The sequence below is a fragment of the Paenibacillus sp. FSL L8-0158 genome, from assembly GCF_038592965.1.
Classification (GTDB): Bacteria; Bacillota; Bacilli; order Paenibacillales; family Paenibacillaceae; genus Paenibacillus; species Paenibacillus polymyxa_D.
In genome coordinates, this window is sequence record NZ_CP151949.1 from 3,504,915 (window position 1) to 3,520,264 (window position 15,350).

Genomic DNA, 15,350 nt, shown 5'->3' on the forward strand with positions numbered 1-15,350 from the left:
TCCCTTTAGGCAGCCAGGCTGCTCTTGTCATACTTTTTATAAACGTCATAGTCTTCGCTTCAAGTTATCCTATACAGATTGTCCCATGCCATATGCTGGCTCTGCAGCCCATTTACGCAGCTTTAAGCATACGTCTTCAATGGTAAGACCTACTTCAGCACGCTGCTCTTTGATGGAGCCATGCTCCACGAACAGATCCGGAATCCCCATTAGGCGCACCTGTGCCTCTTGTATTTCGGCTTTGGCGTAAAATTCAAGTACAGCGCTACCCAAGCTTCCTGCTTCAGAAGCTTCTTCTAGTACGATCAGCTTCGTGTGCTGACGAGCCAGCTCACGCAACATATCCTCGTCCAAAGGCTTCAGGAAACGAGCATTCACGACGCCCACTTGCAACCCTTCCCGTTTCATCGCCTCCGCAGCCTCTGTCGCCACCTGGAGCATCGGTCCTGATGCAATTACAGCAAAGCCCTCACCCTTACGCAGGAGCTCCCAACTGCCGATGGTAATAGCCTGTAATTCTTTATCCAACGGCACGCCAACCACATTAACACGTGGGTAACGATAAGCAATTGGACCGTCTTCATAGTCGAGCGCTGTTTTCATCATATGACGTAGCTCGTTCTCATCCTTTGGCATCATAAGCACAAGATTCGGGATATGACGTAAGAATGCCACATCAAACACGCCATGATGAGTTTCCCCGTCAGCCCCAACAAAACCTGCACGGTCAATCGCGAACATCACGTTCGCATTATGACGACAGATATCATGCACAATTTGGTCATAAGCACGCTGCATAAAAGTGGAATACACCGCAAACACCGGCTTCATCCCTTCCATTGCCAACGCAGCACACATGGTAGCTGCATGCTGTTCAGCAATGCCGACGTCAATCATACGGCTAGGAAACTCTTTACTAAACGGTACCAGTCCTGATCCACCAGGCATAGCAGGCGTGACCGCGACGATGCGCTCATCCTGCTCAGCCAGCTCAATCAGAGTTCGGCCGAAAATTTCCGTATACATCGGATTACCTACAGCTTTAAGCACCTGACCCGATTCAATCTTGTAAGGACTGATTCCGTGCCATTTGTGTGAATCTGCCTCCGCAGGTTTATAGCCCTTGCCCTTGGTGGTTACGACATGCACCAATACAGGGCCAGTGACATTATCAGCCTGCTGGAAGGTTTCGATTAGCTTCGGCAAATCATGTCCGTCCACTGGACCGAGATACGTAAGTCCCAGTTCTTCAAACAGTACACCAGGCACCATCATATATTTAAGACTGTCCTTGACACGGCCAGCCGATTTGGCAAGTTTACCGCCGATCGCGGGTATTTTTTTCAGCAAAACTTCCAGCTCATCTTTTGCCCGCAAATAATGGCGGTCCGAGCGGATTTTACTCAAATAATTATGCATGGCACCTACATTAGGTGCTATGGACATTTCGTTGTCATTCAGAATGACCATTAAATTTTTGCGCTCATGTCCGATATGATTCAACGCTTCGAAGGCCATCCCCCCAGTCAACGCGCCGTCTCCGATCATTGCAATGACTTTATTGTCCTCGCCCTTCAAATCTCGAGCCAAAGCCATTCCCATTGCGGCCGACAGAGAAGTGCTGCTATGACCGGCTTCCCAAACATCATGCTCACTCTCGCTTCTTTTTACAAAACCACAAAGTCCATCACGCTGACGAAGTGTATCAAAACGGTCCATTCGCCCTGTCAATATTTTGTGTACGTAGGCTTGGTGACCAACGTCATAAATCATCTTGTCCTTCGGACTGTTATAGCAATAATGCAGGGCGATCGTGAGCTCAACCACTCCCAGATTCGATGCCAGATGCCCCCCAGTCACGGACAGCTTCTCAATCAAAAAGCTCCTGATTTCCTCGGCTAGAGAAGCCAACTCCTCAACCGACAATGATTTCAGATCGCCTGGTTGCTTTATGTGTGGAAGCAGCACGCATATCTCCCCGCTTTCCTTCAAGTTTGTGAGTAAAGTTAACAAGTATTATATCACACTTTTTGACTGTGCTTAAACGCAGACAAGTCAAAACAACTCTAACGCAACTAATGATCACGCTTCATCAGGTAATCGGCTATCTCCAGCAAACGAGAAGAATCGGGGATACCACTCTCTATTATCACTCTTTTAGCAGATGCGGTGAGTTCCTCTACCTGCTGCAAAGATGCGTCCATACCAATGAAATACGGATAGGTGACCTTCTCTTGTACAACATCACTTTGCGTTTTCTTACCCATTTTACTCTCATCGCCTATGAGGTCCAGTATATCGTCCTGTATCTGAAAAGCCAGCCCCAAGTCTCTTCCAAAGCGGCGAAGCGCCTCTAATTGACCCTTGTCCGCCCCACCAATCCGTCCACCTGCCAAGAGCGAGAAAATAATCAAATCAGCAGTTTTATGAAGATGGATATATTCCAGTTCTTCGATCCCCGTCATTCCTTGCTCGCCTGACATATCGGCGACCTGTCCGCCTACCATGCCCCGCGCGCCACTCATTTCGGACAAATCCTCAACAATGGACAATAGCGAATCAGACGAAACACCGTGACGCCGTCCTGCTTGCACAATGCTGTAAAAGGCATGGGTCAACAAAGCATCACCCGCAAGGACGGCAACCGCCTCGCCGTATACCTTATGATTCGTCAGCTTACCTCGCCGATAATCATCATCATCCATGGCTGGCAAGTCATCATGAATGAGGGAGTACGTATGTACCATTTCTACCGCACATGCCACTGGCAGCGCAGCTTCCCTGCTTCCACCGAATGCTTCAGCAGCAGCGATCACAAGCAGAGGCCGCAGCCGTTTTCCGCCTGCGGTGAGTGAATAATTCATGGATTCTCGAAGAACATCGGGAATGTCCCAATCGGCCGGGAACTGCTCGGTCAGCGCAGACGAAACCGCATCCATCGTCCCGGTCAAATATTCCTTGAACGACGGTCTATTCAAGTCCTTCACCGCCGTTTTCATCCAGTCCCCCACCAAAAGGCTTCTTGCGCAAATCTCCATCCTCTTCCACGATCATTTCAATTTTACGTTCAACCTGCTCCAGCTTTTGACTGCAAAGCTGAGAAAGCTTCATCCCCCGCTGGAACAAATCAATGGCTTGCTCCAGAGGAACGTCTCCATGCTCCAGTTGTCCGACAATTTCTTCAAGAGCGGCCATAGCCGCTTCAAAATTCAATTCCGTTTCATTCGCCACCGTGCTTCGCGTCCTCCTTCATTCCCCATACTTGGCAGTCCAACTGCCCATCACTTACTTTAATCTTGATGGAATCTCCCGGCTGTACGTCTTTGAGCGACTTAATCAGCCGTTTCTCCTGCTCATCGTATACCAAGCTATAGCCTCGGGCCATGACTTTGAGTGGGCTCAGCGCATCCAGCTGACGAATTCCCGTGTGCAACTGCTGCTGTCCCGTTTTCGTAATAGCACGCATCGCAGACTCCAGCTGACGTTGCGCCATATCCGTCTGCTTGCGTGCCGAACGAATTTGTTCACGCGGATTAAACCGTTCTAGTACCTGACGCATACGTGCATTCTTTTCTGCGTTCAAACGTGAACGGTTACCCGCTGCGCGGATTAGCCGCTGATGCAGCATGTCCATTCGCTCTGCATGCTGTAGCATATAGCGGCGTGGGTGCAGCAGGACTGGTGAACGCTGAAGCCTCGCCAAGCGTTCGCGGCTGGTTTCCAGCCGCTGCCGGAGGGCGTTACGCAGGCGTTGCTCACGTTGGAGCAACTGATCCCGTAGCTCTGCCTGATTAGGCACAGCCAACTCAGCTGCTGCGGTTGGCGTTGCTGCACGCAAGTCAGCCACAAAATCGGCAATGGTAAAATCCGTTTCGTGTCCAACTGCCGAAATAACCGGAATGACCGATGCATAAATGGCACGCGCAACCGCTTCCTCATTAAACGCCCACAGTTCTTCCAACGAGCCACCTCCCCGTCCGACGATCATCACCTGAACCTCTTGCATACGATTCATAGCTTCAATTGCCTTGACGATCGAGGGTGCGGCTCCTTTTCCTTGTACAAGCACAGGATACAACACAATTCCAGCTTGCGGGTATCGCCGTTGAAGGGTCGTAATAATATCACGCACAGCCGCTCCGGTCGGTGACGTAATCACGCCAATGGTAGCCGGATGGGCTGGGAGATTACGCTTACGAGCAGTATCAAACAGTCCTTCTGCATCCAGCTTTTGCTTGAGCTGTTCGTAAGCCAGATAAAGGCTACCTATACCATCAGGCTGCATTTGAGTCGCATAAAACTGATATTGTCCATCTCGTTCGTACACGGATACGTTTCCCCGGGCAATAACACGCGTACCTTCTTTCGGTACAAAAGGGAGCCGCTGATTATGGGTTGCAAACATAATCGAACGTATGCGGCTCCCCTCATCCTTGAGCGTAAAGTACATGTGACCACTCGAATGATGCGTAAAATTAGAAATTTCCCCGCGTATCCATACATCAGACAGCACCTGATCCGATTCCAGTTTCATCCGGATATAACGATTCAGGTCCTTTATAGAGTAAATACGTTGTTCAGCCACAGGCAGCTGCCCTTATGCCAAACCGTGCGACCGCTTGGCCGCTACAAGCGTATTTTGCATCAGCATCGTAATCGTCATCGGGCCTACTCCGCCGGGAACAGGCGTAATCGGACCAGACACTTGCTTCACGCTCTCAAAATCAACGTCCCCCGCCAGCTTTCCGTTCTCCAGACGGTTCATCCCTACATCTATCACTACCGCTCCGGGCTTCACGAACGAAGCATCAATAAAGTTGGCTTTGCCGATCGCAACGACTAAGATATCTGCTTGTCGACTTAGGTCCGCAATATTCGCTGTACGGGAGTGGCACATCGTAACCGTAGCATTTTCACGCTGCAACAATAAAGACACTGGCTTGCCCACGATATTACTGCGACCAATAACTACCGCATGTTTACCGGCCATCTCCACTCCAGCACGCTTAATTAACTCAATGACTCCAGCAGGAGTACAAGGCAATAGACTATCGTCACCGATGACCAAATTTCCTACGTTCACCGGATGGAATCCATCCACATCCTTCTCCACTGCAATCGCGTCAATGACAGCTTTTTCATGAATATGCTTTGGCAACGGCAGTTGCACCAAAATTCCATGGATGGTACTTTGATGGTTCAGCTTGTCCACCAGTTCCAGTAATGCTTCCTGCGAAGTATCTGCTGCCAATCGGTGAACCTCGGAGTAATAGCCGAGATCATGGCATGCCTTTTCCTTGTTTTTAACATACACTTGCGAAGCGGGATCTTCGCCTACCAATACAACAGCCAGTCCGGGTTGAAAGCTGTGATCTTTCAGACGAATGACCTCTTGCTGAATGCTTGCGCGAATATCCTGAGAGATTTGTTTACCATCAATGATCGGTGCTGACATGTTTAACCACTCTCCAACCTGATTCAGTAGTCTCTACTTAAAAACGTGCTTTCAATTGCTCCAGTTCTTGAATTACTCGTCCCAGTACACCATTAACAAATTTACCGGATTCCTCGGTACCAAAGTGCTTCGACAACTCAATCGCTTCATTAACAGCTACCTTGGCTGGAACATCCTCACGGAAAATCATCTCATATGCCGCAAGTCTCAAAATTTGACGATCTACACGTGAAAGTCTGCTGATCTGCCAGCCTTTTAGATAATCCACCAACAGCCCATCAATTGCTTCCTTGTGCTCCCACGTACCCCGCACATGCTCTAAAACATACGCTCTTAACACTGCCGCGTCTTTAACGACAACTTCCGCTTCGTTTTCCTCAGCGGCTTCCTGAAGCAACATGTCCACGGCTGCTGCCGCATCCACTTCATTCATTTCCATATGGTACATACTCTGTACCGCTAATTCCCTCGCCAGACGTCTTTTCATGCCCTGCCTCCTACGCTTGCCTATATCTATTTTTCATTCTAACCAATTTCCACAAAAAAACCTGTGAACGCATCCTCCAAAACGTTGGGCGCAAAGAAGCTACAGCTCTATTTTGGAGAACACGTATCACAGGGTTCATTTAAAAGGACGCCAACGCTGCGACAACCAATCGCCCCATTCCTTCCAAGGGAGGAACGAACCGAGCGCTGAATCGCTACGTCTTCCTAGCGTATATCCGATGAACACCATCAATGCAAAGAACAACATATTCCAAAAGCCTACCCACAAATAAATAAAACCGAAAAAAATACCAGCCGTGATCCCCATGATCCGGCCCTTGTAACTTCCCCATATTTCTTTCCAGGGCATCAGGGAAAATCACCTCTATTCCACACGACTCTTAAAGCTGGGTGACTGAGAAACATTAGCGATGTACACCGACACATTGGACACAGGAATTCCTGTAATTTCTTCCACATGATCGTGTACCCCCTTTTGTACCTCGGAGGTTAACACCGGAATGGAGCTTTCCCCGTCTACAACCGCCCGAATCGTAATATCAAGTCCCGAATCCAACACACGAACGCGTGCTTTCAAATCCTGCAGCCCGCGAAATCGGGAAGCTGCTTTGAGGCACAGATTTTCAATGGTATCCACTGAAATCTGAATGTCACCGTATTCCGTTCGTTGATCAATAGAATGCTGTACGGTTTGGTTCCGTCGAATAGAGATATAAAAAAAACGAAGACTCAATAACAACAGAACCCCTGCAATAATCAGGCTGGTAAACCACACTACTCGCTCATCCTCAATACTTAAAACATACGGAATGGCCCCGCTCAGGAGGAGGATGGCGAGAATGGAAATAATTCCGATACTTAAGCTGTACAAGAACAGCAGAAGTCTGTCCATAACTTTAGCCACGAAACGCACAGCCTCCTTAAATTAGAGTAAACCCTCGACCCATAAGGGTCGGGGGTTTGTACAAAGTATCGCTCTATTTAACCCGTCCGGCGCCCAGCACTTCCGGCTCTTCTACTTTTTCGGCACTTTTGAATTGAACATCATGAATTTGCACGTTCACTTCAACAACGTTAAGACCTGTCATGTTCTCAATCGAACGCTTAACATTATGCTGAATAGCAGCAGCCACCTCAGGCAGACGGTTACCGTACTCAATAATGACGGAGACGTCTACAGCAGCTTCACGCTGTCCGACTTCCACTTTTACACCTTTAGATAAATTTTTGCGACCTAGCAGTTCGGCAAACCCACCAGCAAATCCGCCACTCATTCCCGCTACGCCCGGTACCTCAACGGTAGCCAGTCCGGCAATGACTTCAATAACTTCTGGAGCAATTTGAATTTCCCCAATTTCTGTACGTTCGAATTCAGTTGGCACTGTGCTCATACCTTCAACACCTTTCGGTCAAAATAAGTTTCATTCCAGCTTTGGATTTCAAAGCAGACATGCTCACTTATTATCCATACTATATCATTTGGCGTTCATTATGACAAACTGAGGAAATATACCGATTAAACTTCGTTTTCCTCCAAAAATTTAATATCAAAATCGCCTTTAATAAAGGTCGGATGCTCTAGCAAGCGCTGATGAAAAGAAATCGTTGTGGGTATGCCCTCAATAGCAAACTCAGACAAAGCCCGCTTCATTTTGGCAATTGCATCCTGCCGTGTAGGTGCCCACACAATCAGCTTGGCGATCATAGAGTCATAATAAGGAGGAATGCTATAACCTGGATATGCTGCGCTGTCTACCCGTACTCCAGGACCGCCTGGAGGCAGATAAAATCCGATTTTACCCGGTGCAGGCATAAAATTACGATCCGGATCCTCAGCGTTAATACGGCACTCTATCGCCCAACCATTGATGGTGACTTCTTCCTGCGTAAAGGAAAGCGGATGTCCTTCAGCGACAGAGATCATTTCCTTAATCAGGTCTACGCCGGTAATCATTTCTGTTACGGGATGTTCTACCTGAATACGTGTATTCATTTCCATGAAATAGAAATTATTGTCCGGGCCGAGCAAAAATTCGAGAGTACCTGCACCAGAGTATTGAACGGCCAAAGCTGCACGAACAGCTGCCTGGCCCATTTCTTCACGGACATCCTGCGAAAGTACAGGACATGGTGCTTCCTCCAACAACTTCTGACGACGACGCTGCACAGAGCAGTCCCGTTCGCCCAAATGGGCAACATTACCATGCTTGTCCGCTATGATTTGTATTTCCACATGTTTCATACCGGTCAAATATTTTTCTAGGTACACACCCGCATTGCCAAATGCTTTTTGCGCCTCCTGCTGAGCGGTAGTGATTTGCTGAATGAGGTTATCCTCATCTTCGGCGATACGAATACCTTTACCTCCGCCACCTGCTGTGGCCTTGATAATTACCGGATATCCGATATCACGTGCGATGCTGATCGCATCCTGCAAATCCTCAACCAGCCCGTCTGAACCCGGAATAACTGGAACTCCGGCATCCTTCATGGTCTGCTTGGCTACGGCCTTATCTCCCATTTTGTTAATGGCTTCAGGAGAAGGACCAATAAACGTAATATTACACGATTCGCAAATTTCAGCGAAGTCTGCGTTTTCCGCCAAAAACCCGTAACCTGGATGAATAGCATCACATTCAGTCAATGTAGCAACGCTCATCAGATTCGTAAAATTAAGGTAGCTGTCCTTAGATAGCGTCGGTCCGATACAGTAAGCCTCATCTGCGAGACGCACATGTAACGAATCCTTGTCAGCTTCCGAATATACAGCAACTGTCGAAATATTCATTTCGCGGCAAGCGCGAATGATACGAACCGCAATTTCTCCACGATTCGCAATCAATACTTTTTGAAATGTCATGACTTTATCCTCCCTGGGAGCAGTCTTGCCGAACCCTCAAAAGAGGGTACAAACAAGCTTTTTACTCCGGTTTCACAAGGAACAATGGCTGGCCATACTCGACCAACTGTCCGTTTTCGGCCAAAATTTCCACAATTTCGCCCTTCACTTCAGCTTCCAGCTCGTTCATCAGCTTCATCGCTTCAATGATACATACCGTTGTTTTTTCGCCCACTTTGCTGCCGATACTCACATACGGAGCCGTATCCGGAGATGAAGAACTATAGAAAGTGCCTACCATCGGAGATACGATTTTATGTAGGTTGCTTGCATATTCCCTCGGTTCCCCAGCAGTTGTAGATCCAATATCGGACTGTACTTGTGGATTTGGAATAACAGCTTGTGGTGCCACTGCATAAGCAGGTGTTGCAACAGGAGCCTGTACTGTAACGATCTCGCTTTTGCCCGGTTTACGGATCAACAGGCGAGTTCCTTCATTTTCAATTTCAAGCTCATGCACAGACGTTTCATCCACCAGCTTGATCAATTCCTTAATCTCGCTTAATTTAAACATCTCTATTAATCACTCCTTCAGCATTTTGCCGGTTGCTGATAACATTGTTGAAACAGCTTTATGTATTATATCACAATCATTAAAAATAGAAAGAGCCCGGAATAATGCAGAAATCCGGGCTTTTTCGCGTTTTTTGTCTTATTGTGTAACATATTGGACACTGATCTTATCCTGCGTTACGTTCAGTTCCTTCATGACTTTGTCGACAATTGTTACCGCTTGCTTAGCATCCAATTTTTCACTCAGAACCACTACTTTGTATTTATTAGCATCTTCCTCACGGACGACCGCATTGGCGAACTGCTGCTGAAGCTCTTCTTCAATCCCAGTAATTTTAGCCTGCTTATCTTCAAGTACATGTAATTCCTTTTGAGCCTCAGCGGCTTTCTTTGGCGTGCTGTCGTTCATTGCGGTAGTCAGTTCATCATTTTTCTTCTGATTTTCCACATCCCGTTCCAGCAAATAGTTGTCAATTACAGCTGCTGCTGTAGGTTGGGCAGCTTGTTCGGTTGCCACTTTATCCAGTACCTGCTGGTCGGTTTTGGCTGTGGAGGCTGCTTTGTCGTCACTTTGTGCTGTCGCGTCCGTCTTAGTCGCGGTTGTGTTTTGATCGGATGTAGCCGGTTCAGTAGTAGAGCCAGCTGCCGTGTCTTTATCACCTTTTGAGTTTTCTGTTGCTGGGTCAATTGTGGAAGCCGTATCCGACTTTGTGGAAGTTGCTGATGCTCCATCAGTTACTTCTCCATTCGTCACCACTTCATTTACCTTTAATTCGTTCAATTGTTCCTCTGCCTTCGTCGTTGCTTCCTGTGCGGCATCCTGCTTATCCTTGCTCACTTGCTCGCTATCGGCTACTGGTGGATTTGCAGGGCTTGAGTCCTCCGTAAATAAATAATACGCAGACAGCACGACCATTAAACTCAGCATGGACACCAGCCAAACAGTTTGTCTTTTATTATTCATGTTCCGTCCTCCATTTTCATTAATGGTTTATAATATAAACATCTTTGTTTCTGAATTCCAAATTATCCCTGCTTACGCGGAACGACTGAAATTTTGTAGGAAGGTACATTTAGTCCCTTCTGTACAGCATCGACAATTAGCTGCTTCACTGTAGGGTTTTCTGCCCCCATAGCCACAACAAGCACTCCCCTCACCTGCGGTTTTACTTTTTTGGTCACAATCGGGGTGTGCTGACCACCTGATGACTCATAGGTGACAATCTCGCCATCACGTGTATATTGAGTAGTGTGCCGTTGTCCACCATTGGCGTCCGTCTCGTTGTTCTCTTCCTGCATGTCTTTTACATTGCGTTGAACGATAACTTCTTCGGTGGAATCTACCGTAACCATGACATCGACGGTTCCTACGCCGACAATCTGCTCCAGCATCTGTTTCATATTGTCCTCAAAAACCTTCTCGATCCCGGCAAAGGAACTTTCTTCACCTGTTGTTGTCTCTAACGTAGGCTCATTTGTCATCACACCAGGCGGCTCACGCCCTACGTTTTCTGGATCGACCTTTTTTACATTAACGAATGAATTAAAGAGCATAATCGCTACACCGATAAGGCCAAGAATAAGCAACCAACGAAATGAATTGAACCTTTTCGCCCCATCCGCCCCTCCACCCAGCCATTGCTCCAGCTTTTTCAGCCATTTGCTCATTTCTGCTCACCTCCTGTTACCATTCATGTGTTCCATCCTGCGAAGAAAGCACCTGAACATTTTTGCTGTCTATCCCCCATTTTTCACGTAAAAGTCCTGTAATTAAGCCAAATGCTTTCGTATCTGTTGGCTTTCCGTCCTCAGCAGCTTTGTCAGGATCACGATCATCTTCTCGCGTTCCTTCATTAAAATCTGAAGTTTTTGTATGTGTTGGCTCCACACGAATATTCACTGTCTTTTCGGTTACAGGCTCCACCATAATCGGCTTGACATCTGAACCAGGCGAGACGTCTGGGCTTTTCTTTTCTTTTTCCGGCTGCTGCTCCGCCAATTGGACCACTACCGACTGGACACCCGTTCCTGCCTCCAGCCCCGATTCCTCCTGTTGAATCTTTGCAAGGGTAACCTGGACCGACTGAATTGCTAACCCAGTATACTGTTCCAACTGTCCTTTCATTTCCTTAGCTACCTCTTTGCCAGCCCATTGCATGGAGCTTTGTTCTTGCTGTTGCTTTAACTGGCTGCCTTTTGCTAAAATCTCCTCCAATGTCGGTTCCCTCTTGCCTGTTTCAGCCTGACGCTGAAGATCCAATGCTCGCCCTAGAACCTCGGAAGGACTGGTGCTCAGTAAGCGCACGACCGGAGACAGCAACGTCAGCAGAATAAGCAGGCTGAGAACGAGTTTGACATACCTCTCCATAGATCGGCTCGGTAAGATCATATCGACAAAAGAAGCCAGCAACACGATTAGCACCAGTTCCTTAAGCCAGCCTCCTAGCCAGGTCACGTCACTCTCCTCCCCCCTTGTTGGTTTACGTGCATTGGTTCACCTCATCATGACCGTCATATTGCCTGCTGCGAGCATGACTGTAATCGCTAGGAAGGACATCAATCCCACTGCCGCCAACGCCGCGAAAACATAAATCATGCTCTTGCCAATCGCATCCAGACAATCCACGATAGGCGTATCACCCAAAGGCTGCATGATCGCTGCTGTCACTTTATAAATGAGAGCCAGCGTCAGAATCTTGAGGGCGGGAAAGGCGCACAGGAACAAAATAATAATGACTCCTACCAGACCAATGGCATTTTTAACGAGCAGCGAAGCCGAAATGACTGTATCTGTCGCATCTGCCAACGCCTTGCCGACCACCGGAACAAAGCTACCTGTAATATATTTGGCTGTACGGATCGTTAATCCGTCAGTAACTGACGACGTCAAGCCTTGTACCGAAATGACTCCCAGAAAAATGGTCAGCAGCACTCCCAGCACTGCTACTCCAACGTTCCGCAACAGATCGGCTAGTTGGGTTAGCTTGTATTTGCCCGTCAGCGAGTTGACCAAGTACAGCACAGCCGAGAAGAACAGCAGCGGGAAAACCAGCGTATGAATGACTGTTCCGACTGTGTTGATCATAAATACAATCAGCGGGTGGGTCACCGAAACTGTTACGACGTTCCCCATCGAGGCTAGCATGGTAAACAGCAAGGGCAACATTGCCATCATGAAGTGAATCATGCTATCAATCGCTTCTTTGGCATAACCAATCGCTACACTAAAGCTATTAATCGCCAAAATGATAATGACCATGTATACGATAGCGTAGGCCACTTTACTGACCTGTTTGCTTTCAAAAGCGCTTTGCAGCGTTTCCAGCACCATACTCATAATGCTGAGCATGACGATGGTGACGAGCAACTTGGCATTTACTCGGATTTCATGGATGAAAAAATCAGCTATAGCGCTCAATACACCCTTTATGCTGAACCCTTCACCGCCTGGAAGCAGCATGTCCATGAAGGAAGGCGTTTTCTGATCAGGGAAAAATCCGCCGTATTGCTGCATGAGCCCGTCCCAATAATGTTCTACTTCGTCTTTGGGCATTTGCTCCGCCTGCTGTCTGATCCATTCGTTTGTCGGTGTATCCGCAAAGAGGAACGCAGCCGAGGCACACCAGAGACATAGCAGCAACATTGCAATTACTTTGAGATTCGGCATGCCCCCCAGCCTTTTCATGGCATCACCCCCTCAGGCAGGCATCAGCTTCAGAATGGTATCAATAATAATGCTGATAATCGGGATTGCGAGCACCATAATGAGTACCTTTCCGGTAAGCTCAATTTTGGAAGCAATCCCGTCTTGTCCTGCATCCCGAACGATTTGCGCTCCAAATTCAGCAATATAAGCGATACCGATTATTTTCAAGACAGTTTTAAAATAGATCATATCCATGCCTGAAGACCGGGCCAGTCGCTCCAGTACAGCAACCACAGATCCGATCTTGCCAATCAGCAGCAAAAAAATGACGATTCCCGCAGCTGTTGCAATCAAAAAGGCAAACATCGGCTTCTGTTCCTTAATGACTAAAATAAGGACTGTGGCAATGAGGGCGAAGCCCACCACCTGAATAATTTCCATGTGTCCACCTACTGAAAAAGAAAGATAGATTTGATCTCTTGCAGAAGGTTATCCAGCATTCGCACCACCATGAACAGGACTACGACGAAGCCGATGACCGTTACCCAGTGCGCCATGTCTTCTTTGCCCATTTGCTTTAATACGGTATGAATCATAGCGATAATAATGCCAATTCCGGCAATTTGGAAAATTGCGTTTACTTCTAAATTCATTCGAGCACCCCGCTAATAGATCAAAATGACGATCAATGCTCCGATCAGCAGTCCCAGGCTCCTGCTCATACGCTCGTACCTCACCTGATCTGCCTGCGCCTGCGCTTCCTCATGGGATAACTGCTGGATGGTCAACGCAATGTGCTTGATCTGGTCTTCACGGTCGCTGGTTCCAAGACTGTAAGCAAGCTGCCGCATCGCTTCCTTCTCGGCTTGCTTCATAGAGGAACGGCTCCACGAGTCTTCAATGGCTTTATGCAAGCTTTCTCTGGCAGTCAGGCCAAAAGAGGGGTGCATCCAGCGTGAGGCTTGCTGAAACAGAGTGCGTAGCGGCTCTCGCAAGGGCTCTCCTGTCTTGGCGAAAGCATCTGGTAGCGGAGACACCCCGTAGGAAACCTCGGTGGTCAGTCTTTGCAGCGCAAGAATCAACTCCCTGATTTGCCGCGGCCTCATTGCAAACTGCCTTGCCCGCTGCCAACCTGCCAGCGTAGCGGCCAGTATAACCAAGGCTGCACCCAGCAGCTTAAGCATAGGAGATGCCCCCACTCTGCCCTTCTCCAGACAGTGTAAGCCTGCGTTGCTTGGCATCTGCCAGTCGGAATGAGACGCCCCGGCTCGTCCGCTCCAGCATGACGTAGAGTTGAAACAGCTCTTGTCCTGTAGTTAATCCAGCAAAAGCAGACCGGGTCGCCATTTCAGCCACATCGCGGCCATGTGCGGAAGCAATGACTGCAATGCCGGCATGAAGCGCTTCGCGCACCGCCTCCGCATCTTCCGGTCGTCCGATTTCATCAACAATGAGGACATCCGGTGACATCGAGCGGATCATCATCATCATGCCTTCTGCTTTCGGACATCCGTCCAATACATCGGTGCGAGGCCCGACATCAAAACCGGGGATACCTTTGTGACTACCAGCGATCTCAGAGCGTTCGTCTATAATGCCTACCTTGAGTCCATTCCGTCGCCCCCCATTGCTTTCCATCCCTCCGTAACTGAGTTGCCGAGCCAAGTCCCTAAGCAGTGTCGTTTTGCCATGCTGAGGGGGGGACAAAATGAGGGTATGCCGGATTTTCCCGGACATTCGATCTGCTACATAAGGCAATATCCGATCAGCTATGCCGGGAATTGCACGCGCAATTCTTACATTAAAGCTGCTTATATCCCTCAAATGCTCCACTCGTCCTCGGTTGAGCACGGTTCTCCCTGCCAAGCCAATACGATGACCGCCAGGGATCGTAATAAACCCTTTACGAAGCTCCTCTTCCATCGTATAGAGGGAATGATTGCTGATAAAATCCAGCAGTCGGTGGGCATCCTCACGGTCAGGCTTATAGGCTTCCACATGGTTCAAAGTCAGCTGACCAGCAGACGTTACAAAATGATGTTCACCATTTGCATTAATTTCCAACGGTCTTCCTTCCCTGACCCGGATTTCTTCCAGTTGCTCAAATACCGTTTCTGGAAGCCTTCCGAGTATACCGTGCAACGGTTCGGGAAATAACTCCAGCCATTCCATACCGATGCAGCCCCCTCACAGTTGTCCTTTTTCTTTAAGACAAGTCTATGGTTGACTCTCGCTTTTTATGCCGAAAATATATTGAAAACCTAGGCAAACTTTTGCTAACTCCTATCAACGCTCCACAGACCGTTCCCCCGCTTGTTTAAGCACCATTC

General features: G+C 48.2%; 19 protein-coding genes. All 19 read right to left on the bottom strand.

Annotation, left to right across the window (positions count from 1 at the left end; translation table 11 throughout):
• Positions 1 to 69 precede the first annotated feature (69 nt).
• A complete protein-coding gene (gene dxs / locus NSQ68_RS15320) occupies positions 70 to 1,968 on the bottom strand; it encodes a 1-deoxy-D-xylulose-5-phosphate synthase (RefSeq protein WP_307346339.1) in 1,899 nt (632 codons plus the stop codon).
• Positions 1,969 to 2,075: 107 nt separating this feature from the next.
• A complete protein-coding gene (locus tag NSQ68_RS15325) occupies positions 2,076 to 2,999 on the bottom strand; it encodes a polyprenyl synthetase family protein (RefSeq protein WP_342426439.1) in 924 nt (307 codons plus the stop codon).
• On the bottom strand, positions 2,971 to 3,231 hold the full coding sequence (xseB, locus tag NSQ68_RS15330; protein WP_013310814.1) for an exodeoxyribonuclease VII small subunit: 261 nt from the start codon (positions 3,229 to 3,231) through the stop codon (positions 2,971 to 2,973). Before xseB ends, NSQ68_RS15325 begins: the two co-directional genes overlap by 29 nt.
• Complete coding sequence (gene xseA / locus NSQ68_RS15335; protein ID WP_190297526.1) at positions 3,221 to 4,585, bottom strand: exodeoxyribonuclease VII large subunit; 1,365 nt, start codon at positions 4,583 to 4,585, stop codon at positions 3,221 to 3,223. Before xseA ends, xseB begins: the two co-directional genes overlap by 11 nt.
• Before the next feature lie 12 nt (positions 4,586 to 4,597).
• Positions 4,598 to 5,455, bottom strand: a complete 858-nt coding sequence (gene folD / locus NSQ68_RS15340; protein WP_342426440.1) for a bifunctional methylenetetrahydrofolate dehydrogenase/methenyltetrahydrofolate cyclohydrolase FolD — start codon at positions 5,453 to 5,455, stop codon at positions 4,598 to 4,600.
• Between the two features lie 37 nt (positions 5,456 to 5,492).
• Positions 5,493 to 5,942 (bottom strand): transcription antitermination factor NusB, encoded by a 450-nt coding sequence (gene nusB, locus NSQ68_RS15345; RefSeq protein ID WP_039270947.1) that lies wholly within the window; start codon positions 5,940 to 5,942, stop codon positions 5,493 to 5,495.
• A gap of 135 nt (positions 5,943 to 6,077) precedes the next feature.
• Entirely contained in the window at positions 6,078 to 6,311 is a 234-nt protein-coding gene (locus tag NSQ68_RS15350) for a DUF2273 domain-containing protein (protein WP_342426441.1), read from the bottom strand.
• 15 nt (positions 6,312 to 6,326) lie between these two features.
• Complete coding sequence (gene amaP, locus NSQ68_RS15355) at positions 6,327 to 6,866, bottom strand: alkaline shock response membrane anchor protein AmaP (RefSeq protein ID WP_307346354.1); 540 nt, start codon at positions 6,864 to 6,866, stop codon at positions 6,327 to 6,329.
• A 73-nt stretch (positions 6,867 to 6,939) separates the two neighbouring features.
• Positions 6,940 to 7,353 (bottom strand): Asp23/Gls24 family envelope stress response protein, encoded by a 414-nt coding sequence (locus NSQ68_RS15360; protein ID WP_028540595.1) that lies wholly within the window; start codon positions 7,351 to 7,353, stop codon positions 6,940 to 6,942.
• Between the two features lie 125 nt (positions 7,354 to 7,478).
• Complete coding sequence (gene accC, locus NSQ68_RS15365; RefSeq protein WP_023989250.1) at positions 7,479 to 8,822, bottom strand: acetyl-CoA carboxylase biotin carboxylase subunit; 1,344 nt, start codon at positions 8,820 to 8,822, stop codon at positions 7,479 to 7,481.
• A 61-nt stretch (positions 8,823 to 8,883) separates the two neighbouring features.
• Entirely contained in the window at positions 8,884 to 9,375 is a 492-nt protein-coding gene (gene accB / locus NSQ68_RS15370) for an acetyl-CoA carboxylase biotin carboxyl carrier protein (RefSeq protein ID WP_342426442.1), read from the bottom strand.
• Positions 9,376 to 9,513: 138 nt separating this feature from the next.
• Positions 9,514 to 10,338 carry a SpoIIIAH-like family protein gene (locus tag NSQ68_RS15375; RefSeq protein ID WP_342426443.1) on the bottom strand — a complete coding sequence of 275 codons (825 nt, stop codon included), beginning with the start codon at positions 10,336 to 10,338 and terminating at the stop codon, positions 9,514 to 9,516.
• Positions 10,339 to 10,400: 62 nt separating this feature from the next.
• Complete coding sequence (gene spoIIIAG, locus NSQ68_RS15380; RefSeq protein WP_307346364.1) at positions 10,401 to 11,042, bottom strand: stage III sporulation protein AG; 642 nt, start codon at positions 11,040 to 11,042, stop codon at positions 10,401 to 10,403.
• A gap of 16 nt (positions 11,043 to 11,058) precedes the next feature.
• Positions 11,059 to 11,829, bottom strand: a complete 771-nt coding sequence (gene spoIIIAF / locus NSQ68_RS15385; RefSeq protein WP_342426444.1) for a stage III sporulation protein AF — start codon at positions 11,827 to 11,829, stop codon at positions 11,059 to 11,061.
• A 39-nt stretch (positions 11,830 to 11,868) separates the two neighbouring features.
• Positions 11,869 to 13,059 (bottom strand): stage III sporulation protein AE, encoded by a 1,191-nt coding sequence (spoIIIAE, locus tag NSQ68_RS15390; RefSeq protein WP_307346371.1) that lies wholly within the window; start codon positions 13,057 to 13,059, stop codon positions 11,869 to 11,871.
• Positions 13,060 to 13,071: 12 nt separating this feature from the next.
• The gene (spoIIIAD, locus tag NSQ68_RS15395) at positions 13,072 to 13,461 is read right to left on the bottom strand and encodes a stage III sporulation protein AD (RefSeq protein ID WP_013310826.1); all 390 of its coding nucleotides are present in this window, start codon (positions 13,459 to 13,461) and stop codon (positions 13,072 to 13,074) included.
• 8 nt (positions 13,462 to 13,469) lie between these two features.
• Entirely contained in the window at positions 13,470 to 13,673 is a 204-nt protein-coding gene (gene spoIIIAC / locus NSQ68_RS15400) for a stage III sporulation protein AC (protein ID WP_010345636.1), read from the bottom strand.
• Between the two features lie 12 nt (positions 13,674 to 13,685).
• Positions 13,686 to 14,204 carry a stage III sporulation protein SpoIIIAB gene (gene spoIIIAB / locus NSQ68_RS15405; RefSeq protein WP_029517252.1) on the bottom strand — a complete coding sequence of 173 codons (519 nt, stop codon included), beginning with the start codon at positions 14,202 to 14,204 and terminating at the stop codon, positions 13,686 to 13,688.
• Positions 14,197 to 15,192 carry a stage III sporulation protein AA gene (gene spoIIIAA / locus NSQ68_RS15410; RefSeq protein ID WP_342426445.1) on the bottom strand — a complete coding sequence of 332 codons (996 nt, stop codon included), beginning with the start codon at positions 15,190 to 15,192 and terminating at the stop codon, positions 14,197 to 14,199. The genes spoIIIAB and spoIIIAA overlap by 8 nt, the downstream gene beginning before the upstream one ends.
• Positions 15,193 to 15,350 lie beyond the last annotated feature (158 nt).